This is a genomic window from Citrobacter sp. LJND-P06 (assembly GCF_058188415.1).
Genome location: NZ_CP187317.1, coordinates 945,276 through 966,008 on the forward strand (window position 1 = coordinate 945,276; position 20,733 = coordinate 966,008).

A 20,733-nucleotide genomic window follows, 5' to 3' on the forward strand; every position below is an offset into this window, starting at 1 on the left:
CTGGAGTTTTAGTTTAACTTGTACTGAGGAAAATCTAATGTCCAAAATCGTTAAAGTCATCGGTCGTGAAATCATCGACTCCCGTGGTAACCCGACTGTTGAAGCCGAAGTACACCTGGAGGGTGGTTTCGTCGGTATGGCAGCTGCTCCGTCAGGTGCTTCTACCGGTTCCCGCGAAGCGCTGGAACTGCGCGATGGCGACAAATCCCGTTTCCTGGGTAAAGGCGTAACCAAAGCTGTTGGCGCGGTTAACGGCCCGATCGCTCAGGCTATCCTTGGCAAAGACGCCAAAGACCAGGCTGGCATCGATAAAATCATGATCGACCTGGACGGTACTGAAAACAAATCCAACTTCGGTGCGAACGCAATCCTCGCTGTGTCTCTGGCTAACGCCAAAGCTGCTGCTGCCGCTAAAGGCATGCCGCTGTACGAGCACATTGCTGAGCTGAACGGTACTCCGGGCAAATACTCTATGCCGGTTCCGATGATGAACATCATCAACGGTGGTGAGCACGCTGACAACAACGTTGATATTCAAGAGTTCATGATCCAGCCTGTTGGCGCAAAAACCCTGAAAGAAGCCATCCGTATGGGTTCTGAAGTGTTCCACACCCTGGCTAAAGTTCTGAAATCTAAAGGCATGGGTACTGCTGTTGGTGACGAAGGTGGCTACGCGCCGAACCTGGGTTCCAACGCAGAAGCGCTGGCTGTTATTGCTGAAGCGGTTAAAGCAGCAGGTTACGAGCTGGGCACCGACATCACTCTGGCGATGGACTGTGCAGCGTCTGAATTCTACAAAGACGGTAAATACGTTCTGGCTGGCGAAGGCAACAAATCCTTCACCTCTGAAGAATTTACCCACTTCCTGGAAGACCTGACTAAACAGTACCCGATCGTTTCCATCGAAGACGGTCTGGACGAGTCTGACTGGGATGGTTTCGCATACCAGACTAAAGTTATGGGCGACAAACTTCAGTTAGTTGGTGACGACCTGTTCGTAACTAACACCAAAATCCTGAAACGTGGTATCGACAACGGTATCGCTAACTCCATTCTGATCAAATTCAACCAGATCGGTTCTCTGACCGAAACTCTGGCTGCGATCAAAATGGCGAAAGATGCTGGCTACACTGCCGTTATCTCTCACCGTTCTGGCGAAACTGAAGACGCTACCATCGCTGACCTGGCTGTTGGTACTGCAGCAGGCCAGATCAAAACCGGTTCTATGAGCCGTTCTGACCGTGTAGCTAAATACAACCAGCTGATTCGTATCGAAGAAGCGCTGGGTGAAAAAGCACCGTACAACGGTCGTAAAGAGATCAAAGGTCAGTAATCTGAACCTTACCTCTTAAGAAAAAACCCGCCTCGGCGGGTTTTTTTATGCCTGCACTACAGCAGCAGCGGTAGCGTTGCGCTGGCTGTTTGTTGGCTTACATTGCTGTAACCCTCATCCAGTGCAATCAGCGATGTGGTGAGCAGTTCAACTAACAGCATGACCCCGACTTTGGCATTCAGCGCCCCGGCGCTCAGCGGCCCTTCCGGTTTGGCGGCCACCAGTTGGAAATCACTCAATGAACCCAGCGGGCTACGCGGCGTATTGCTCAGAACCAGCACTGGTACGCCACGCTTGCGGGCAAGCTTAACCACATGCAACAAATCGCGGGTTGAGCCTGAACTGGAGATAGCCACCACTAGCGTCTCTTTTGAAAGCGTAGCGGCATTCATGGCAGCACGGTGCATATCGCTGAAAAGCTGCGCAGGTTTACCCAGTCGCAGGAGTTTGTAATGCAAATATTCCCCAAGAATCGCACTGGCGGCCACGCCGTAGATCTGCACAGCGTGCGCCTGATGCAGCGCCAGCGCGGCTTTCTCCAGCATCGCTCTGTCGAGTAATTTTGCCGTGTCCTGCAAGGCCTGCACAGACTCATTGACGACGTTATCAATCTCATCGCCGCTTTGCGAAGCGGGTTGCCCCTGCTGAATATCCAGCGCCAGCGCCATCTTAAATTCGGTATAGCCTTTACAGCCCAGCGTGCGGCATAAGCGCGTGACGCTTGCTTCACTGGTGTCGCTTTCCCGGGCCAGTTCGGTAATCGTCAGGTAGAGCACTTTTGCTGGATCGTTTAAGACAAACTCTCCCAGCTTTTGCTGAGTCGGGCTGTATCCGGAAACCCCCTGGCGCAGCCTCAGCAGCAAATTTTCATTTTCTGACATGCAAGATCCTTAATGCGTTTCTCTGTGGCTAGTGTGGAGGAAAGCAGGGGATCGATGCCAGTTATTTTAAAAAAGTATGATCCGCTCCCTGGTTTGTGATGATAATTTTCACTTTAATTTATTTGTGTGGTAAAAATTTTCATCGATTGATGGGGAAGTGAAAAAATGATGCAAATGTTCAGCGGTGCCTCCTCGGGTGCCTGGTTTGAAAAGGCGCAGCGGTTTGGAAAATCGTTCATGCTACCGATTGCGGTGTTGCCTGCTGCAGGCTTGTTGTTGGGGATCGGTGGCGCGCTCTCGAATCCGAACACCATTACCGCCTATCCGTTTCTGGATATCGGCTGGCTACAGGCCATTTTTACAATCATGAGCAGCGCGGGCTCGATTGTATTTGCCAACCTCTCGGTGCTGTTTGCCGTTGGGGTGGCGGTCGGGCTGGCGAAAACCGATAAAGGGACGGCCGGTCTTGCGGCGCTGCTGGCGTTTTTAGTGATGAATGCCACGATCAACGCCTTGCTGATCCTGACCGGTACGCTGGCGCTCGAGAATCCAGGTGCCGTCGGGCAGGGGATGACGCTGGGTATCCAGACCCTGGAAACGGGGGTTTTCGGCGGCGTGGTGATTGGTCTGGTGACCTGCGTTCTGCATCAGCGTTTCAACAAAATTGCGTTGCCGCAGTTCCTGGGCTTTTTTGGCGGCTCGCGCTTTGTGCCGATCATCAGTTCGCTGGCGGCGATTCTGGTGGGTGCGGCGATGACCGTGGTGTGGCCACATTTCCAGAAACTGATTTTTGGTCTGGGCGGTCTGGTGGATGCGACGGGGTATCTGGGGACGTTTCTGTACGGCTTTATTCTGCGTATGCTCGGCCCGTTTGGTCTGCACCATATCTTCTATCTGCCCTTCTGGACGACGGCGCTGGGAGGGAGTGAAATCGTCAATGGTCAACTGGTTGAAGGTACACAGCGTATTTTCTTCGCCCAGCTTGCCGACCCCAATGTTCAACAGTTTTACATCGGTACCTCGCGCTTTATGTCCGGTCGCTTTATCACCATGATGTTCGGCCTGATTGGCGCGTGTCTGGCGATGTATCACACGGCGAATGCTGAGAACAAGAAACGGGTTGCCGGGCTGTTGTTGTCTGCCGCGCTGACCTCCTTCCTGACGGGGATCACCGAGCCGATTGAGTTCTCCTTCCTGTTTGTGGCGCCGGTTCTGTATGTCATTCACGCCTTCTTCGACGGGCTGGCGTTTATGATCGCGCATATTTTGCATATCACGATCGGTCAGACGTTCTCTGGCGGGTTTATCGATTTCATTCTCTTTGGCGTGCTGCAGGGCGAAGCCAAAACCCACTGGATGTACGTCCCGCTGGTCGGCGTACCGTGGTTCTTCTTGTACTACTTTACGTTCCGCTTCCTGATTAACCGCTTTGGTTTCATGACGCCGGGGCGTGAGAAAGAGACAACGGTAGAAAGTGTGCTCCCGCAAAGCGAACGCGCGGCGGCAGTGATTAGCGGACTGGGCGGCAAAGACAACCTTGAAGACGTGGACTGCTGTGCAACGCGTTTGCGCGTCACGGTCAAAGAGGGCGCAAAGGTGGATGAAGCGGCGTTGAAAGCGACCGGCGCGCGAGGCGTCATCCTGCGTGGTAACGGTGTCCAGGTCATTTATGGCCCGCACGTCACGATCATCAAAAATGAAATTGAAGAGACATTATCGCAATGAAAACTGTACTGGATAACCTGAAAGGCAAGTTAGTCGTCTCCTGCCAGGCGCTGGAACATGAGCCCTTACACAGCCCGTTTATTATGTCGCGCATGGCGCTGGCGGCAGCACAAGGTGGAGCGGCGGCGATCCGCGCGAATAGCGTGGTGGATATTGCCGCCATCAAACAGCAGGTTTCATTACCGGTGATTGGCATCATCAAACGTGATTACCCGGACAGCGAGGTATTTATTACCGCCACGATGAAAGAAGTGGATGAGCTGATGAGCGTGGGGCCGGAAATTATTGCACTCGACGCCACCGCGCGCCCACGCCCGCAGGAACAAACGCTGGAGGCGCTGGTTGCGCAGATCCGTTCCCGCTATCCGGCGGTTTTACTGATGGCGGATATTGCCAGCGTCGAAGAGGCGGTCACGGCGCAGGCGCTGGGGTTCGACTGCGTAGGAACCACGCTCTATGGCTACACCGCAGAGACGGCAGGTCACCGCTTACCGGAGAATGACTGCAACTTTTTACGCGATGTGCTGGCTGCCGTGACGGTTCCGGTGGTGGCGGAAGGGAATGTCGAAACGCCGGAGCTGGCAGCGCGTTGCCTTGCGTTAGGCGCACACACCGTTGTGGTGGGCGGTGCTATCACCCGTCCGCAGCAGATAACAGAGCGCTTTATTGCGGCAATCACCGCCTAAAGCACCGATGGGGCATGATACTTTGGCGGGGATCTGCGATAATTATCGTTTATCCCCACATTGAGATGATTATGCAGTACCCGATTAACGAGATGTTCCAGACCCTGCAAGGTGAGGGTTATTTTACCGGTGTCCCCGCTATTTTCATTCGTTTACAGGGATGCCCGGTTGGCTGTGCCTGGTGCGATACCAAACACACCTGGGATAAGCTTGAGGATCGGGAAGTGTCCCTGTATAGCATCCTGGCAAAAACCAAAGAGAGCGACAAATGGGGCGCGGCGAGCAGCGAAGATCTGCTGGCGGTAATTGGCCGACAGGGTTATACCGCACGTCATGTGGTGATAACCGGCGGTGAGCCCTGCATTCATGATTTAATGCCGCTGACCGAGTTACTGGAAAAGAACGGTTTCAGTTGCCAGATTGAAACCAGCGGCACCCACGAAGTCCGCTGTACGCCCAATACCTGGGTGACGGTTTCTCCGAAAGTGAATATGCGTGGTGGCTATGACGTGCTTTCACAGGCGCTGGAGCGTGCCAATGAAATCAAACATCCGGTTGGGCGGGTTCGCGACATTGAAGCGCTGGATGAACTGCTGGCCACATTGACCGATGATAAACCGCGCATTATTGCTCTACAGCCCATCAGTCAGAAAGAAGACGCGACGCGCCTGTGCATCGAAACCTGCATCGCCCGCAACTGGCGTCTCTCCATGCAGACGCACAAATATCTGAATATTGCGTGACTTAAAGCCGGATGGCGCTGCGCTTATCCGGCCTACAAGGGCGACGAGTTTTGTAGGCCGGATAAGACGCTTTGCGTCGCCATCCGGCAAGTGCACAGAATCACTCGCCGCGATAAATGCAGCCCGCCGTGCAGGTTTCTTTCACCATCACCGCGCTTAGCAGAGGGACGACAGGTTTAACCTGATCCCAAATCCAGTGTGCCAGCACCTCGCTGGTTGGATTCTCCAGACCCGGGATATCGTTCAGATAGTAGTGATCCAGACGATCGTAGGTCGGTTTGAATGCCGCTTTGAGTTCGGCGAAATCGATGATCCAACCTGTATGCGGGCAGACTTCACCGGTAATTTCGAGTCGCACCATGAATGAATGACCGTGCAGACGGCCACATTTATGCCCGGCAGGGACATGCGGCAGGCGGTGGGCGGCTTCGAAGGTGAAATCTTTAAACAGGGTGGTGGTCATGATTAGCTCTCAATGATACGAAAAACCGCCGTAGGGTACCGGAAAGTACATTTTTTATCATTAACTAAAACGGCGCTCAGCCGCTGATTACGCTATTTATCGCGATTAACTTTTTTATTTTCTTTAATTTCATGGGATTAGATAATCGTTTTTGCTGTTAATAAGTATAGTTAAAACAGGTTAGTCCATTTGGTTATTTGTTATTTCCAACCCTTCTTTAATTGTTACTATCCTCGCCGTTAACCTTATCATCAGTTTGGGTTTTATTGCTTAAATCCGCCTTGCTTACTGGAACATAACGACGCATGACGACACAGGCCCCACCTTCCGCTTTGCTTCCGCTGAACCCGGAGCAACTGGCACGCCTTCAGGCGGCCGCGACCGATCTCACGCCTACGCAGCTTGCGTGGGTTTCCGGCTATTTCTGGGGCATGCTGAATCAGCAACCCGGCTCGACAGCGACGGCCCCCGCGCCTGCGGCTCAAATGCCGGGCATCACGCTGATTTCTGCGTCGCAAACGGGCAATGCGCGCCGTGTGGCCGAAGCCCTGCGCGACGATCTGCTGGCGGCAAAACTCAGCGTCACGTTGGTCAACGCGGGCGACTACAAATTCAAACAGATCGCCAATGAAAAACTGCTGATCGTTGTTGCCTCAACGCAGGGGGAAGGGGAGCCGGCAGAAGAAGCCGTCGCACTGCATAAATTCCTGTTCTCGAAAAAAGCGCCAAAACTCAACGGCACCGCGTTTGCGGTTTTCGGCCTTGGCGACACCTCGTATGAGTTTTTCTGCCAGTCCGGTAAAGATTTTGACAGCAAACTGGCGGAACTCGGTGCAGAACGCCTGCTGGACAGGGTTGATGCCGATGTGGAATACCAGTCAGCCGCAAGCGAGTGGCGTGCCCGGGTGGTAGAGGTACTGAAAGCGCGTGCGCCGGTTGCCGCACCTTCACTGTCGGTTGCGACAGGGGCGGTCAACGAAATTCATACCAGTCCGTATACCAAAGAAGCGCCACTTACCGCGAGCCTTTCTGTTAATCAGAAAATTACCGGCCGTGATTCTGAAAAAGACGTGCGTCATATCGAAATCGATTTAGGCGATTCTGGCCTGCGTTATCAGCCTGGCGATGCGCTGGGCGTCTGGTATCAAAACGATCCGGCGCTGGTCAAAGAGATGGTCGAACTGCTGTGGCTAAAAGGTGATGAACCCGTCACCGTCGAGGGCAAAGTTCTGCCGCTTGCAGACGCACTGGCGTGGCATTTTGAACTGACGGTCAACACCGCCAATATCGTTGAAAACTATGCCACGCTGACGCGCAGTGAATCCCTGCTGCCGCTGGTGGGCGATAAAGCGAAGTTGCAGCAGTACGCCGCGACCACCCCGATAGTCGATATGGTGCGCTTCTCTCCGGCACAACTGGACGCCGAAGTGCTCATCGGTCTGCTGCGTCCGCTGACGCCGCGCCTTTACTCCATCGCCTCGTCACAGGCGGAGGTGGAGAGCGAAGTCCACGTGACCGTTGGTGCGGTGCGCTATGAAATTGAAGGCCGTGCGCGGGCGGGCGGGGCGTCGAGCTTCCTCGCCGATCGCGTCGAGGAAGAAGGGGAAGTCCGCGTGTTTATCGAACACAACGACAACTTCCGTCTGCCAGCCAATCCGGAGACGCCGGTCATTATGATTGGCCCGGGCACCGGTATCGCGCCGTTCCGCGCCTTTATGCAGCAGCGTACGGCGGATGAAGCGCCGGGGAAAAACTGGCTGTTCTTTGGCAACCCGCACTTTACGGAAGATTTCCTTTACCAGGTCGAATGGCAGCGCTACGTCAAAGAGGGCGTGTTGAACCGCATCGATCTGGCCTGGTCTCGCGACCAAAAACAAAAAGTTTATGTACAAGACAAACTGCGCGAACAGGGCGCAGAGCTGTGGCGCTGGATCAATGACGGTGCCCACCTTTATGTCTGCGGCGACGCTAATCGCATGGCGAAAGACGTTGAGCAGGCTTTGCTGGATGTGATTGCTGAATTCGGCGGTATGGACGCCGAAGCAGCGGATGAATTTTTAAGTGAGCTGCGCGTTGAGCGCCGTTATCAGCGAGATGTCTACTAATGAGCGAAAAACATCCAGGGCCTTTAGTGGTCGAAGGCAAACTGACGGACGCCGAGCGCATGAAGCTGGAAAGCAACTATCTGCGCGGCACCATTGCAGACGATTTGAATGACACGCTTACCGGCGGTTTCAAAGGCGACAACTTCTTGCTGATCCGCTTTCACGGCATGTATCAGCAGGACGATCGCGATATCCGCGCCGAGCGTGCCGAACAGAAGCTGGAGCCGCGTCATGCGATGCTGCTGCGCTGCCGCCTGCCGGGTGGGGTGATCACCACCAAACAGTGGCAGGCGATTGATAAATTCGCCCATGACAACACGATCTACGGCAGCATTCGTCTGACCAACCGTCAGACCTTTCAGTTCCACGGCATTCTGAAGAAGAACGTGAAGCCAGTGCATCAGATGCTGCACTCGGTGGGGCTGGACGCGCTGGCAACCGCCAACGACATGAACCGTAACGTGCTCTGCACGTCGAACCCGTACGAGTCCGAACTGCACGCCGAAGCCTATGAATGGGCGAAGAAGATCTCTGAGCATCTGCTGCCGCGCACCCGCGCCTATGCGGAGATCTGGCTTGATCAGGAGAAAGTCGCGACCACTGATGAAGAACCGATCCTCGGCCAGACCTATCTGCCGCGTAAGTTTAAAACCACGGTGGTGATCCCGCCGCAGAACGATATCGATCTGCACGCCAACGACATGAACTTCGTGGCGATTGCCGAAAACGGCAAGCTGGTGGGCTTTAACCTGCTGGTGGGCGGTGGGCTTTCCATCGAACACGGCAACAAGAAAACCTACGCCCGTACGGCGAGTGAGTTTGGCTATATTCCGCTGGAGCACACGCTGGCGGTGGCGGAAGCAGTGGTCACGACCCAGCGCGACTGGGGCAACCGTACCGATCGTAAAAACGCGAAAACCAAATACACGCTGGAGCGCGTCGGCGTTGAGACGTTCAAAGCGGAAGTGGAACGCCGCGCGGGCATTACATTCGCGCCGATCCGCCCGTATGAATTTACCGGACGTGGCGATCGTATCGGCTGGGTAAAAGGTATCGACAATAAATGGCACCTGACGCTGTTTATTGAGAACGGTCGTATTCTGGATTATCCGGGGCGTCCGCTGAAAACCGGCCTGCTGGAGATCTCGAAGATCCACAAAGGCGAGTTTCGTATCACCGCCAACCAGAATTTGATCATCGCCGGGGTGCCAGAGAGCCAGAAAGCGAAGATCGAAAAACTGGCGCGCGACAGCGGTCTGATGAATTCGGTCACGCCGCAGCGCGAAAACTCAATGGCTTGCGTGTCGTTCCCGACCTGCCCGCTGGCGATGGCGGAAGCAGAGCGTTTCCTGCCGACGTTTATCGATAATATCGACACGCTGATGGCAAAGCATGGCGTCAGCGACGAGCATATTGTGATGCGTGTGACGGGGTGTCCGAACGGGTGCGGTCGCGCCATGCTGGCGGAAGTCGGCCTGGTCGGGAAAGCGCCGGGGCGTTACAACCTGCACCTGGGCGGTAATCGCAGCGGGACGCGCATCCCGCGGATGTTTAAAGAGAATATTACCGAGCCGGAGATTCTGGCCTCTCTCGATGAACTGATTGGGCGCTGGGTGAAAGAGCGTGAAGCGGGTGAAGGCTTCGGTGACTTTACGGTGCGTGCGGGCATCATTCGCCCGGTGCTCGACCCGGCGAGAGATTTCTGGGAATAGCGTCTCATTGCCGGATGGCGGCGTGAATGCCTTATCCGGCCTACGGATTGTGTAGGCCTGATAAGCGTAGCGCCATCAGGCATGGCAAACAGTGAGGTAACGATGTCTAAACTCGATCTAAACATGCTTAACGAACTTCCGAAAGTTGAGCGAGTGATGGCGCTGGCGCAAACCAACAGCCAACTGGAAAAACTTGACGCTGAAGGTCGCGTGGCGTGGGCGCTGGAAAATCTGCCCGGCGAATACGTGCTCTCTTCCAGCTTCGGCATCCAGGCGGCGGTCAGCCTGCATCTGGTCAATCAGATCCGCCCGGATATCCCGGTGATCCTCACCGATACCGGCTATCTGTTCCCGGAAACCTACCAGTTTATTGACGAGTTAGCAGACAAGCTCAGGCTGAACCTGAAGGTCTACCGCGCGACGCAGAGCGCCGCGTGGCAGGAAGCGCGCTACGGTAAGTTGTGGGAGCAGGGCGTTGAAGGCATTGAGAAATACAATGAAATCAACAAAGTGGAGCCGATGAATCGGGCGTTAAACGATCTTAACGCACAAACCTGGTTTGCTGGCCTGCGCCGCGAGCAGTCGGGCAGTCGCGCGCATTTGCCCGTGCTGGCGATTCAGCGCGGGATCTTTAAAGTGCTGCCGATTATCGACTGGGACAACCGTACGGTTTATCAGTACCTGCAAAAACAGGGTCTGAAATATCACCCGCTGTGGGATCAGGGGTATCTGTCGGTCGGTGACACTCACACCACCCGCAAATGGGAACCCGGAATGGCCGAAGAGGAAACCCGTTTCTTCGGACTCAAGCGCGAGTGCGGACTGCACGAAGGTTGAATTTGCCCAATACAATTAACGCCTCCTGCCGCAGGGCCGGGGGCGTTTTTTTAACCAGTGAGTCAGTCTTTCAGCGTTGGATTACCCGCTAGGCTTTTTCTGCTTTTGCCAGCTCTTTCACCAGCGGTAGCATGATGCGAACTACGTCGCGGCTACGGTGCTCAATGCGTCCAGGCAGCGCCTTGTCGATATGCTGCTGGTTATCCAGTCGCACATTGTGCCAGCTATTTCCGGCGGGGAAAGAGGCGGTTTTCGCGCGTTGTTGATAACCGTCTTTTTTGCCCAGGTTCCAGTTTGTGGCTTCAACCGAGAGCACGGCAATCCCTGCTTTATCGAAAACCTCTGCATCGTTGCAGCAACCCGTTCCTTTTGGATAGTTCTTGTTAAAACCAGGGTTGGAACTGGCGGCAATGCCATGATGACGGGCGATAGCCAGGGCGCGGTCGCGCGTCAGTTTACGCACCGCTTCCGGGGTTTTTTGCCCGCTATTGAAGTAGAGCTTATCGCCGACGATCAGATTATCGAGATTGATAACCAACAGCGTATTTTTCTTCTCGGTGGCGCTCATCCGCTTAAGCAGGTTTTCGGCGCCCAGTTTTCCTTCTTCTTCACCGCTGGTGGCGATAAAGCGGATACTGTATTCGGTGGGTACATCTTTCAGTCTTTCCGCCAGTTCGAGCATGACGCCCAACCCGGCTGCGTTATCGTCAATGCCCTGTAACGTCAGCCCGCCAAGATTGGCATCGGCGTCCGCATCGTTTTGCGGCGCGTAGGTATCCAGGTGCGCCATAATAATAATCTGCTGTGGCGCTTTACCTTCATGCGCGGCAATGACGGTACTGCCTGTCACGTTATGCCAGTTTTTGCGATTGTCCCTCGCGGTATAAATATAACGGCTGTTAAACGTTCGAATATCACTGCGATACCCCATCTGCTCAAATTGCTGACGAAGATAATCGGCAGACAGCATTTCCGCAGGGGAACCGGTCATTCGCCCAGGAAAAAAGGTCGCAATATGTCGGGCCTGAGTATTTGCAATCGTGCCCGTGTCCGGCGACGTCGCGTGGGCGGGAAGGATAAAGCATACGCCGAGCGCCAGGGCAGCGGTACGGTGGCGCAATGCGGAAAACATAGTGAGTCCTTAAATGCAAAGCAGAAATTTTTACCCGCCTAGTATGAAACCGCGACACGGGTAAAACAATTTCATTTGCTCCGAAATGCCCGAATTTCGGTGGGTTAAGCACTTTTTGGTATTTGCTTTCTCAAATCGTTATTCTTTTGAGGAACTACTCATTCCAATTCGTAATTTCATTCGTTCCCCCGCGCTCCCTATAGTCACTCTAATCCTGATTGCCAGCGAGTTGTAACTTGTGAACTATTTGCCCTTATTTGTTGCGATAAAAGAGAGGCCCGTGCTGGTTGTGGGGTCGGGTGAGATTGCCGATCGCAACGTCGCATTCTTGCATCGTGCGGGTGCGCAGGTGCAGGTAGTCAGCGACGCGGATTTTGTGGAGTCGCAAATCGACAGCGTGGTGTTGGTCGTTGCCGCCACCCGTGACCGTGAACTCAACCAACGGATCTCCAGGGCCGCACAAGCCCGCCATCGCCTGGTCAACGTGGTGGACGATCCGCCGCAATGTTCATTTATCTTCCCGTCGATTGTCGATCGTTCTCCGTTGTTGGTGGCGATCTCTTCCGGCGGTACCGCGCCGGTTCTGACACGCGTGCTGCGGGAAAAAATCGAAGCACTGCTGCCGACTAGCCTGGGGCGCATGGCGGAAAAAGCCAGCTACTGGCGTAACCATCTGAAAACGCGTCTGACCAGCGTGACCGAACGCCGTCGATTCTGGGAGCGCGTTTTCCGTGGCCGCTTTGCAAGCCTGATGCATGCCGGTAATGAGTCAGCGGCGCAGCAGATTCTGGAAGATGAGCTGGACAACCCGGGCTGTAGCGCCGGGGAACTGATTCTGGTGGGCGCCGGGCCGGGAGATGCCGGGTTACTGACCCTGCGCGCCCTGCAGGTGCTGCAGGATGCCGACGTGGTGTTCTATGACCACCTGGTGAGCGACGGCGTGCGAGAGTTGATTCGTCGCGATGCTGAACAGATCTGCGTAGGCAAACGGGCGGGTGAACACTCCGTACCGCAACATGAAACTAATCAGATGCTGATTGCGGCAGCAAAGGCGGGCAAAACCGTTGTCCGTCTCAAAGGCGGCGACCCGTTTATCTTTGGCCGCGGAGGCGAGGAACTTCAGGCGGCCGCCGAAGCGGGTGTACCGTTTCAGGTGGTGCCGGGGATCACGGCGGCATCCGCCGTTACCGCATATGCCGGTATTCCGCTCACCCATCGCGATTACGCCCAGAGCGTGACGTTTGTGACGGGACACTACAAGGCGGACAGCACTCCCTTTGATTGGGCGCACCTGGCCCAGAGTCGACAGACGCTTGCCATTTATATGGGCACGATGAAAGCGGCGGAAATCAGCGAACAACTCATTCAACACGGTCGCGACGCGACAACGCCGGTGGCGGTGATTTCTCGCGGAACGCGCGTCGATCAGCACGTTGCGACCGGCACACTACACAACCTTGCAAGCCTTGCGAAAGACGCCCCTATGCCCTCTCTGATCGTCGTAGGGGAAGTCGTGCAACTTCACGACACGCTCGCCTGGTTTCAACACACAACAGACGCAGAAGGCTTCGGTTCTTCTGTTATAAATCTGGCTTAAGGAACGGTTATGGACCAAAAACGACTCACCCACCTGCGGCAACTGGAAGCGGAAAGCATCCATATCATTCGCGAGGTGGCCGCCGAATTCTCTAATCCGGTGATGATGTATTCCATCGGTAAAGATTCCAGCGTGATGCTGCATCTGGCGCGTAAAGCGTTTTATCCAGGCTCGCTGCCGTTCCCGCTGCTGCATGTTGATACTGGCTGGAAATTCCGCGAGATGTATGAATTTCGTGACCGCACTGCCAAAACCTACGGCTGCGAATTGCTGGTTCACAAAAACCCGGAAGGGGTGGCGATGGGCATTAACCCTTTCGTCCACGGTAGCGCGAAGCATACCGACATCATGAAAACCGAAGGGCTGAAACAGGCGCTGAACAAATACGGTTTTGATGCCGCGTTTGGCGGCGCGCGCCGCGATGAAGAGAAATCCCGCGCCAAAGAACGTATCTATTCCTTCCGCGACCGTTTTCATCGCTGGGACCCGAAGAACCAGCGCCCGGAACTGTGGCACAACTACAACGGGCAGATAAACAAAGGCGAAAGCATTCGCGTTTTTCCGCTTTCCAACTGGACCGAACAGGATATCTGGCAGTACATCTGGCTGGAAAATATTGAGATAGTCCCGCTGTATCTGGCGGCTGAACGCCCGGTGCTGGAGCGCGACGGCATGTTGATGATGGTCGATGACAACCGGATTGATTTGCAGCCTGGCGAGGTTATCAAAAAGCGGATGGTGCGTTTCCGTACTTTGGGCTGCTGGCCGCTGACCGGCGCGGTGGAATCGAACGCGCAAACGCTGCCGGAGATTATCGAAGAGATGCTGGTTTCAACCACCAGTGAACGTCAGGGGCGCGTGATCGACCGCGACCAGGCGGGCTCCATGGAGCTGAAGAAACGTCAGGGGTATTTCTAAGGAGCCGCTATGAACATCGCACTTGCCCAACAAATCGCTAATGAAGGCGGCGTCGAAGCCTGGATGGTCGCCCAACAACATAAAAGTCTGCTGCGCTTTTTAACCTGCGGTAGCGTGGACGATGGTAAAAGTACGCTGATTGGCCGCTTGCTGCACGATACGCGCCAGATTTACGAAGATCAGCTTTCTTCGCTGCATAATGACAGCAAACGTCACGGCACGCAGGGCGAGAAACTCGATCTGGCGTTGCTGGTGGATGGCCTACAGGCCGAGCGCGAGCAAGGGATCACGATTGACGTGGCCTACCGCTATTTCTCCACCGAGAAACGCAAATTTATCATCGCCGATACGCCGGGGCATGAGCAGTACACCCGTAATATGGCGACAGGTGCCTCAACCTGCGATCTGGCGATCTTACTGATCGATGCCCGCAAAGGGGTGTTGGATCAGACTCGTCGCCACAGTTTCATCTCTACGCTGCTTGGGATCAAACACCTGGTGGTCGCCATTAACAAAATGGATCTGGTGGATTTCAGCGAAGAGACATTTGTCCGTATTCGCGAAGATTACCTGACGTTTGCCGAACAGTTGCCGGGGGATCTGGATATTCGCTTTGTCCCGCTCTCTGCGCTGGAAGGCGATAACGTGGCATCTCAGAGCGCGAAAATGCGCTGGTACAGCGGCCCGACGCTGTTGGAAGTGCTGGAAACTGTCGACATCCAGCGCGGGGTCGATACCCAGCCGATGCGTTTCCCGGTGCAGTATGTGAACCGCCCGAATCTGGATTTTCGTGGTTACGCCGGAACACTGGCGTCTGGCACCGTGAAAGTGGGTCAGCGAATCAAAGTTCTGCCTTCCGGCGTGGAATCCAGCGTGGCGCGCATTGTGACCTTTGACGGAGACTTGCCGGAGGCACATGCGGGTGAAGCCATCACCCTGGTGCTGAAAGATGAGATCGACATCAGCCGCGGTGACCTGCTGCTTGATGCCGGTGAAGCATTACCTGCGGTACAGCGCGCTGCCATTGACGTGGTCTGGATGGCGGAGCAGCCGCTGTCGGCGGGGCAGAGTTATGATATTAAGATTGCCGGGAAAAAGACCCGCGCCCGTGTTGATCATGTTCAATATCAGGTTGATATCAATAATCTGACCCAGCGCGAGGTTGAAAATTTGCCGCTGAACGGCATCGGCCTGGTGAATTTTACCTTTGATGAACCTCTGGCCCTGGAGAGCTATCAGCAAAACCCGGTGACCGGGGGGCTGATTATTATTGACCGCCTGAGTAATGTGACCGTCGGGGCGGGCATGGTACGCCAACCGCTCGCAGAGTCTGTCTCAGCACCGTCTGAATTCAGCGCGTTTGAGCTGGAACTGAATGCGCTGGTGCGCCGTCACTTCCCGCACTGGGGCGCGCGTGATTTGCTGGGAGGCCAATAATGGCGCTGCATGACGAAAACGTCGTCTGGCATGCGCATCCCGTAACACCGCAACAGCGAGAGCAACACCACGGTCACCGTGGTGTCGTTCTGTGGTTTACCGGGCTTTCCGGCTCGGGTAAATCCACGGTGGCGGGGGCGCTGGAAGAGGCGCTGCATCAACGCGGCGTGAGCACTTATCTGCTGGATGGCGACAACGTACGCCACGGCTTGTGCAGCGATCTCGGCTTTAGCGAGGCCGATCGCAAAGAGAACATCCGTCGGGTGGGGGAAGTCGCCAATCTGATGGTCGATGCCGGACTGGTGGTGTTGACGGCGTTTATTTCCCCGCATCGCGCTGAGAGGCAGGCGGTACGTGAACGCGTCGGGAACGGGCGCTTTATCGAAGTCTTCGTGGATACTCCGCTGGCTATCTGTGAAGCGCGCGATCCGAAAGGTTTATACAAAAAAGCACGGGCGGGTGAGTTGCGTAATTTCACCGGCATTGACTCGGTTTACGAATCGCCCAAATCACCAGAAATTCACCTGGATGGTGAACAATTAGTAACAAATTTAGTCCGTCAATTATTAGATCTACTGAGAGAGGGCGATATGATCAGATCCTGAGACACCACCGGGCTTGTGTGCCTGGCTCGTCAAGGTCACAGGATTTCATATGCGTAATAGCCATAACATTACTATCACAACGTCAGATACGTTCACCGTCGAAGACGAAACCACCTGGTCGTTATCCGGGGCCGTGGTCGGTTTCGTGTCGTGGCTGCTGGCGTTGGGTTTCCCCTTCCTCATTTATGGCTCTAACACGCTGTTTTTCTTTCTTTATACCTGGCCCTTCTTTCTGGCGCTCATGCCCGTTGCCGTGGTGGTAGGGATCGCCTTACATTCACTGATGAAGGGCAAACTGCTGTTCAGTATTATCTCCACCTTGTTAACCGTGGGCACGATGTTTGGCGCTTTGTTCATGTGGTTGCTGGGGTAGGTCGCTTCTCTTCTTTTTTGATGACTGCTGCGGATGGTCATAATTCAAACCGTAACCAACAATTAGATTATGTTCTCCCTGTTCGAGATGTGCGGTTCGGGGGATAAATGTGGTACATTTGCCCGCGTTGTCGCGGCATTCCCGCCCTCTGAGTAGAGTCTCAGAGGAAGTTATGGGATGATGGCGCCGTTTTTCAGGGGGCAGGATGGGTAAACTAACGCTGCTGTTGCTGGCTTTACTGGTCTGGCTGCAGTATTCACTGTGGTTCGGTAAGAACGGCTTACACGACTATAGCCGCGTCAATGATGACGTCGTCGCGCAGCAAGATACAAATGCGAAGCTCAAAGCGCGTAACGATCAGCTTTTTGCCGAAATTGACGATCTTAATGGCGGCCAGGAAGCCATTGAAGAGCGTGCTCGCAATGAACTGAGTATGACTAAACCGGGCGAAACCTTTTTCCGTCTGGTGCCCGATGCGTCTAAGCGCACTCAGACGACGGGGCAAAATAATCGATAAACAGCCAAGGATTTAACATGGCAGCCACTTTTTTGGACGTTTGCGCCGTGGTGCCGGCTGCCGGATTTGGCCGTCGGATGCAAACGGAATGTCCTAAGCAGTACCTCTCAATCGGTGATAAAACCATTCTTGAACACTCGGTTCATGCGCTACTGGCGCATCCCCGGGTGACGCGTGTTGTCATTGCCATCAGTCCCGGCGATAGCCGCTTTGCGCAACTGCCTTTGGCGCAACACCCGCAGATTACGGTTGTCGATGGCGGCAATGAGCGCGCAGACTCCGTGCTCGCCGGGCTGCAGGCCGTCGGCGAAGCGCAATGGGTGCTGGTGCATGACGCCGCCAGACCTTGTCTGCATCAAGACGATCTTGCCCGCCTGCTCGCCCTCAGTGAAACCAGCCGTACGGGAGGCATTCTTGCCGCGCCGGTACGTGACACCATGAAGCGCGCCGAACCGGGTAAAACCGCCATTGCGCATACCGTGGAGCGTACTGATTTATGGCATGCGTTAACCCCGCAATTTTTCCCCCGCGAGCTGTTGCACGATTGCCTGATCCGCGCGCTCAATGACGGCGCGACCATCACCGATGAAGCCTCAGCGCTGGAATATTGTGGTTATCATCCTGCGCTTGTTGAAGGGCGCGCTGATAATATTAAAGTGACCCGTCCGGAAGATTTGGCGCTGGCTGAATTCTATTTGACCCGAACCATCCACCAGGAGAATGCATAATGCGAATTGGACACGGTTTTGACGTACACGCCTTTGGTGGCGTTGGCCCAATTATCATTGGTGGCGTGCGTATTCCGTATGAAAAAGGGTTACTGGCGCATTCGGATGGCGATGTTGCGCTACATGCGTTGACTGACGCGTTGTTAGGGGCGGCGGCGCTGGGGGATATCGGTAAACTTTTCCCTGACACCGATCCGGCCTTTAAAGGGGCGGACAGCCGTGAACTGCTGCGCGAAGCCTGGCGTCGTATTCAGGCCAAAGGCTACACCCTGGGAAACGTGGATGTAACCATCATTGCCCAGGCGCCGAAGATGTTGCCGCATATTCCGCAAATGCGCGTGTTCATTGCCGAAGATCTCGGCTGCCATATGGATGACGTAAACGTTAAAGCGACCACCACGGAAAAACTCGGCTTTACCGGACGTGGCGAAGGGATTGCCTGTGAAGCGGTGGCGCTCCTCATTAAGGCATCGAAATGACACAGTTTGAAAACCTGACTTACCTCCACGGGAAACCCCAGGCGAGCGGTTTGTTGAAAGCAAACCCGGAAGACTTTGTGGTCATCGAAGATTTAGGCTTCGAGCCCGACGGGGAAGGTGAGCATATTCTGGTGCGTATTCTCAAAAACGGCTGCAATACCCGTTTTGTGGCTGACGCGCTGGCAAAGTTCCTGAAAATACATGTCCGTGAAGTCAGCTTTGCCGGGCAGAAAGACAAACACGCGGTCACGGAACAGTGGCTGTGCGCGCGCCTGCCGGGCAAAGATCTGCCCGATCTCAGCGCATTTCAGCTCGAAGGTTGTAAAGTGCTGGAATACGCTCGTCACAAGCGTAAGCTGCGGTTAGGTGCCCTGAAAGGCAACGCGTTTACGCTGGTTCTGCGCGAAGTGAGCCATCGTGATGACGTGGAAGCGCGTTTGCAGGCAATCAGCGAGCGGGGCGTACCGAACTATTTTGGCGCGCAGCGCTTCGGCATTGGCGGCAGCAACCTGCTGGGTGCGCTACGTTGGGCGCAAAGCGATGCACCGGTACGCGATCGCAATAAACGCAGTTTTTGGTTGTCGGCAGCCCGCAGTGCGTTGTTTAATCAAATTGTCGACGAACGTTTGAAAAAAACAGACTTTAATCAAGTTGTTGACGGCGATGCGCTACAATTAGCGGGGCGCGGTAGCTGGTTTGTCGCCACAGCGGAAGAACAGGCTGAATTACAACGCCGCGTCGATGATAAAGAATTAATGATTACAGCTGCGTTACCTGGCAGCGGTGAGTGGGGAACCCAGCGTGACGCGCTGGCGTTCGAAGAAGCTGCCATCGCCAGTGAAACTGAGCTGCAATCGCTGTTGTTGCGGGAAAAGGTGGAGGCTTCACGCCGCGCCATGCTGCTGTATCCGCAACAATTAAGCTGGAACTGGTGGGATGACGTAACCGTCGAGTTAAGCTTTTGGCTACCGGCAGGGAGTTTTGCCACCAGTGTTGTAAGGGAACTTATCAACACATTGGGTGATTATGCGCATATTGCTGAGTAACGATGATGGGGTTCACGCGCCTGGAATACAAACGCTGGCGAAAGCCCTGCGTGAGTTTGCTGACGTACAGGTGGTTGCCCCCGATCGTAACCGCAGCGGCGCGTCTAACTCGCTGACGCTGGAATCTTCGCTTCGCACTTATACCTTTGATAACGGTGATATCGCCGTACAAATGGGGACGCCAACGGACTGCGTGTATCTCGGGGTCAACGCGTTGATGCGTCCGCGCCCGGACATCGTGGTGTCGGGGATTAACGCGGGCCCGAATCTGGGCGATGATGTTATCTATTCCGGCACGGTCGCTGCGGCGATGGAAGGCCGTCACCTCGGTTATCCGGCGCTGGCGGTTTCGCTGAATGGTCATAAACACTACGATACTGCCGCTGCGATCACCTGCACTATTTTGCGCGCTCTGCGTCGCGAACCTCTGCGCACCGGCCGTATTCTGAATATCAACGTCCCGGATCTTCCGTTGGAAAGAATCAAAGGCATTCGTGTGACGCGTTGCGGCAGCCGCCATCCGGCGGATAAAGTTATCCCGCAGCAAGATCCCCGCGGCAATACGCTGTACTGGATTGGCCCGCCAGGCGAAAAATGCGACGCCGGGCCGGACACCGATTTTGCTGCGGTAGACGAAGGCTACGTCTCCGTAACGCCGCTGCATGTGGATTTAACTGCATACAGCGCGCATGATGTTGTTTCAACGTGGTTAGAAAGCGTGGGAGTTGACACGCAATGGTAAGCAGACGCGTACACACCCTTCTTGAACAATTGCGCGCTCAGGGTATCCGCGATGAGCTGGTGCTGAACGCACTTGCCGCAGTACCGCGCGAAAAATTCATTGATGAAGCGTTTGAGCACAAAGCCTGGGAAAACATTGCATTGCCGATTGGCCAGGGACAGACGATTTCGCAGCCTTATATGGTGGCGCGAATGACGGAGTTACTGGAACTGACGCCGCAATCCCGGGTGCTGGAAATTGGTACTGGTTCAGGATACCAGACGGCAATACTGGCGCATCTGGTGCACCATGTATGCTCTGTCGAGCGTATCAAAGGGCTGCAATGGCAGGCGCGTCGTCGCCTGAAACAGCTCGACTTACACAATGTTTCGACCCGTCATGGCGATGGCTGGCAAGGCTGGCAAGCTCGTGCCCCGTTTGATGCCATCATTGTGACGGCTGCGCCGCCGGAGATTCCCACTGCGTTAATGGCACAGTTGGATGAAGGCGGTATTCTCGTCTTGCCTGTGGGTGACGAGCACCAGTATTTGAAACGGGTGCGTCGTCGGGGAGGCGAATTTATTATCGATACCGTGGAAGCCGTTCGCTTTGTTCCATTAGTCAAAGGCGAACTGGCATAGCGCATTCCTGAATACCTGGATTTTTCCTGGTTATTTTGTAAAGGGTAAGCGTAT

At 54.9% G+C, this 20,733-nt stretch carries 21 protein-coding genes; 18 read left to right on the forward strand and 3 right to left on the reverse strand.

Translation table 11 applies throughout. The features are described from left to right. Positions 1-37: 37 nt before the first annotated feature. Positions 38-1,333, forward strand: a complete 1,296-nt coding sequence (gene eno, locus ACO7SM_RS04485) for a phosphopyruvate hydratase (protein WP_490469865.1) — start codon at positions 38-40, stop codon at positions 1,331-1,333. Positions 1,334-1,389: 56 nt separating this feature from the next. On the opposite strand, the gene ACO7SM_RS04490 is transcribed toward eno, so the two are convergent. Beyond that, positions 1,390-2,214 (reverse strand): MurR/RpiR family transcriptional regulator, encoded by an 825-nt coding sequence (locus ACO7SM_RS04490; RefSeq protein ID WP_490469866.1) that lies wholly within the window; start codon positions 2,212-2,214, stop codon positions 1,390-1,392. Between the two features lie 165 nt (positions 2,215-2,379). On the opposite strand from ACO7SM_RS04490, the gene ACO7SM_RS04495 reads away from it, so the two are divergent. The 3 genes from ACO7SM_RS04495 (at position 2,380) to queE (ending at position 5,368) form a co-directional block, all read left to right on the forward strand. Next, positions 2,380-3,939: a PTS transporter subunit EIIC gene (locus ACO7SM_RS04495; RefSeq protein WP_490469867.1), complete on the forward strand. Its 1,560-nt coding sequence runs from the start codon at positions 2,380-2,382 to the stop codon at positions 3,937-3,939. Then, positions 3,936-4,625: an N-acetylmannosamine-6-phosphate 2-epimerase gene (locus ACO7SM_RS04500; protein ID WP_490469868.1), complete on the forward strand. Its 690-nt coding sequence runs from the start codon at positions 3,936-3,938 to the stop codon at positions 4,623-4,625. Before ACO7SM_RS04495 ends, ACO7SM_RS04500 begins: the two co-directional genes overlap by 4 nt. Before the next feature lie 71 nt (positions 4,626-4,696). Then, entirely contained in the window at positions 4,697-5,368 is a 672-nt protein-coding gene (gene queE / locus ACO7SM_RS04505) for a 7-carboxy-7-deazaguanine synthase QueE (protein ID WP_490469869.1), read from the forward strand. A 100-nt stretch (positions 5,369-5,468) separates the two neighbouring features. On the opposite strand, the gene queD is transcribed toward queE, so the two are convergent. Beyond that, the gene (queD, locus tag ACO7SM_RS04510; protein WP_490469870.1) at positions 5,469-5,831 is read right to left on the reverse strand and encodes a 6-carboxytetrahydropterin synthase QueD; all 363 of its coding nucleotides are present in this window, start codon (positions 5,829-5,831) and stop codon (positions 5,469-5,471) included. 305 nt (positions 5,832-6,136) lie between these two features. On the opposite strand from queD, the gene cysJ reads away from it, so the two are divergent. From cysJ to cysH, 3 genes are all read left to right on the forward strand, one after another. Continuing rightward, positions 6,137-7,936: an NADPH-dependent assimilatory sulfite reductase flavoprotein subunit gene (gene cysJ / locus ACO7SM_RS04515; protein WP_490469871.1), complete on the forward strand. Its 1,800-nt coding sequence runs from the start codon at positions 6,137-6,139 to the stop codon at positions 7,934-7,936. Further along, positions 7,936-9,648, forward strand: coding sequence for an assimilatory sulfite reductase (NADPH) hemoprotein subunit (gene cysI / locus ACO7SM_RS04520; protein ID WP_490469872.1), 1,713 nt, complete (start codon positions 7,936-7,938; stop codon positions 9,646-9,648). The genes cysJ and cysI overlap by 1 nt, the downstream gene beginning before the upstream one ends. A gap of 102 nt (positions 9,649-9,750) precedes the next feature. Next, the gene (cysH, locus tag ACO7SM_RS04525; RefSeq protein WP_490469873.1) at positions 9,751-10,485 is read left to right on the forward strand and encodes a phosphoadenosine phosphosulfate reductase; all 735 of its coding nucleotides are present in this window, start codon (positions 9,751-9,753) and stop codon (positions 10,483-10,485) included. A gap of 88 nt (positions 10,486-10,573) precedes the next feature. Here the strand turns inward: cysH and ACO7SM_RS04530 are convergent, their stop codons facing one another. Continuing rightward, entirely contained in the window at positions 10,574-11,617 is a 1,044-nt protein-coding gene (locus ACO7SM_RS04530) for an aminopeptidase (RefSeq protein ID WP_490469874.1), read from the reverse strand. A 247-nt stretch (positions 11,618-11,864) separates the two neighbouring features. Between ACO7SM_RS04530 and cysG the strand changes: the two genes are divergently transcribed. From cysG to ACO7SM_RS04585, 11 genes are all read left to right on the forward strand, one after another. Beyond that, entirely contained in the window at positions 11,865-13,214 is a 1,350-nt protein-coding gene (gene cysG, locus ACO7SM_RS04535; RefSeq protein ID WP_490470864.1) for a siroheme synthase CysG, read from the forward strand. A 9-nt stretch (positions 13,215-13,223) separates the two neighbouring features. Next, positions 13,224-14,132, forward strand: a complete 909-nt coding sequence (cysD, locus tag ACO7SM_RS04540; RefSeq protein ID WP_490469875.1) for a sulfate adenylyltransferase subunit CysD — start codon at positions 13,224-13,226, stop codon at positions 14,130-14,132. A gap of 9 nt (positions 14,133-14,141) precedes the next feature. Next, on the forward strand, positions 14,142-15,569 hold the full coding sequence (gene cysN, locus ACO7SM_RS04545) for a sulfate adenylyltransferase subunit CysN (RefSeq protein WP_490469876.1): 1,428 nt from the start codon (positions 14,142-14,144) through the stop codon (positions 15,567-15,569). After that, a complete protein-coding gene (gene cysC, locus ACO7SM_RS04550) occupies positions 15,569-16,174 on the forward strand; it encodes an adenylyl-sulfate kinase (protein WP_490469877.1) in 606 nt (201 codons plus the stop codon). The genes cysN and cysC overlap by 1 nt, the downstream gene beginning before the upstream one ends. Positions 16,175-16,223: 49 nt before the next feature. Next, positions 16,224-16,547: a DUF3561 family protein gene (locus ACO7SM_RS04555; RefSeq protein WP_490469878.1), complete on the forward strand. Its 324-nt coding sequence runs from the start codon at positions 16,224-16,226 to the stop codon at positions 16,545-16,547. 205 nt (positions 16,548-16,752) lie between these two features. After that, positions 16,753-17,064, forward strand: a complete 312-nt coding sequence (ftsB, locus tag ACO7SM_RS04560; RefSeq protein ID WP_490469879.1) for a cell division protein FtsB — start codon at positions 16,753-16,755, stop codon at positions 17,062-17,064. A 17-nt stretch (positions 17,065-17,081) separates the two neighbouring features. Beyond that, positions 17,082-17,792 (forward strand): 2-C-methyl-D-erythritol 4-phosphate cytidylyltransferase, encoded by a 711-nt coding sequence (ispD, locus tag ACO7SM_RS04565; RefSeq protein ID WP_490469880.1) that lies wholly within the window; start codon positions 17,082-17,084, stop codon positions 17,790-17,792. Then, the gene (gene ispF / locus ACO7SM_RS04570; RefSeq protein WP_490469881.1) at positions 17,792-18,271 is read left to right on the forward strand and encodes a 2-C-methyl-D-erythritol 2,4-cyclodiphosphate synthase; all 480 of its coding nucleotides are present in this window, start codon (positions 17,792-17,794) and stop codon (positions 18,269-18,271) included. The genes ispD and ispF overlap by 1 nt, the downstream gene beginning before the upstream one ends. After that, positions 18,268-19,317, forward strand: a complete 1,050-nt coding sequence (gene truD, locus ACO7SM_RS04575) for a tRNA pseudouridine(13) synthase TruD (RefSeq protein ID WP_490469882.1) — start codon at positions 18,268-18,270, stop codon at positions 19,315-19,317. Before ispF ends, truD begins: the two co-directional genes overlap by 4 nt. After that, on the forward strand, positions 19,298-20,059 hold the full coding sequence (gene surE, locus ACO7SM_RS04580; protein ID WP_490469883.1) for a 5'/3'-nucleotidase SurE: 762 nt from the start codon (positions 19,298-19,300) through the stop codon (positions 20,057-20,059). Before truD ends, surE begins: the two co-directional genes overlap by 20 nt. Continuing rightward, positions 20,053-20,679: a protein-L-isoaspartate(D-aspartate) O-methyltransferase gene (locus tag ACO7SM_RS04585; RefSeq protein WP_192613265.1), complete on the forward strand. Its 627-nt coding sequence runs from the start codon at positions 20,053-20,055 to the stop codon at positions 20,677-20,679. The genes surE and ACO7SM_RS04585 overlap by 7 nt, the downstream gene beginning before the upstream one ends. Positions 20,680-20,733: the final 54 nt, after the last annotated feature.

What these genes read in the sequence shown, in the direction of transcription:
- ACO7SM_RS04530 (WP_490469874.1), bottom strand. Translation starts at nt 11,617, where the DNA reads ATGTTTTCCGCATTGCGCCACCGTACCGCTGCCCTGGCGCTCGGCGTA.
- cysC (WP_490469877.1), top strand. Translation starts at nt 15,569, where the DNA reads ATGGCGCTGCATGACGAAAACGTCGTCTGGCATGCGCATCCCGTAACA.
- ACO7SM_RS04585 (WP_192613265.1), top strand. Translation starts at nt 20,053, where the DNA reads ATGGTAAGCAGACGCGTACACACCCTTCTTGAACAATTGCGCGCTCAG.
- ispF (WP_490469881.1), top strand. Translation starts at nt 17,792, where the DNA reads ATGCGAATTGGACACGGTTTTGACGTACACGCCTTTGGTGGCGTTGGC.
- queD (WP_490469870.1), bottom strand. Translation starts at nt 5,831, where the DNA reads ATGACCACCACCCTGTTTAAAGATTTCACCTTCGAAGCCGCCCACCGC.
- cysN (WP_490469876.1), top strand. Translation starts at nt 14,142, where the DNA reads ATGAACATCGCACTTGCCCAACAAATCGCTAATGAAGGCGGCGTCGAA.
- ACO7SM_RS04495 (WP_490469867.1), top strand. Translation starts at nt 2,380, where the DNA reads ATGATGCAAATGTTCAGCGGTGCCTCCTCGGGTGCCTGGTTTGAAAAG.
- eno (WP_490469865.1), top strand. Translation starts at nt 38, where the DNA reads ATGTCCAAAATCGTTAAAGTCATCGGTCGTGAAATCATCGACTCCCGT.
- cysJ (WP_490469871.1), top strand. Translation starts at nt 6,137, where the DNA reads ATGACGACACAGGCCCCACCTTCCGCTTTGCTTCCGCTGAACCCGGAG.
- cysI (WP_490469872.1), top strand. Translation starts at nt 7,936, where the DNA reads ATGAGCGAAAAACATCCAGGGCCTTTAGTGGTCGAAGGCAAACTGACG.
- ispD (WP_490469880.1), top strand. Translation starts at nt 17,082, where the DNA reads ATGGCAGCCACTTTTTTGGACGTTTGCGCCGTGGTGCCGGCTGCCGGA.
- ACO7SM_RS04555 (WP_490469878.1), top strand. Translation starts at nt 16,224, where the DNA reads ATGCGTAATAGCCATAACATTACTATCACAACGTCAGATACGTTCACC.
- truD (WP_490469882.1), top strand. Translation starts at nt 18,268, where the DNA reads ATGACACAGTTTGAAAACCTGACTTACCTCCACGGGAAACCCCAGGCG.
- ACO7SM_RS04500 (WP_490469868.1), top strand. Translation starts at nt 3,936, where the DNA reads ATGAAAACTGTACTGGATAACCTGAAAGGCAAGTTAGTCGTCTCCTGC.
- ftsB (WP_490469879.1), top strand. Translation starts at nt 16,753, where the DNA reads ATGGGTAAACTAACGCTGCTGTTGCTGGCTTTACTGGTCTGGCTGCAG.
- cysH (WP_490469873.1), top strand. Translation starts at nt 9,751, where the DNA reads ATGTCTAAACTCGATCTAAACATGCTTAACGAACTTCCGAAAGTTGAG.
- surE (WP_490469883.1), top strand. Translation starts at nt 19,298, where the DNA reads ATGCGCATATTGCTGAGTAACGATGATGGGGTTCACGCGCCTGGAATA.
- ACO7SM_RS04490 (WP_490469866.1), bottom strand. Translation starts at nt 2,214, where the DNA reads ATGTCAGAAAATGAAAATTTGCTGCTGAGGCTGCGCCAGGGGGTTTCC.
- queE (WP_490469869.1), top strand. Translation starts at nt 4,697, where the DNA reads ATGCAGTACCCGATTAACGAGATGTTCCAGACCCTGCAAGGTGAGGGT.
- cysD (WP_490469875.1), top strand. Translation starts at nt 13,224, where the DNA reads ATGGACCAAAAACGACTCACCCACCTGCGGCAACTGGAAGCGGAAAGC.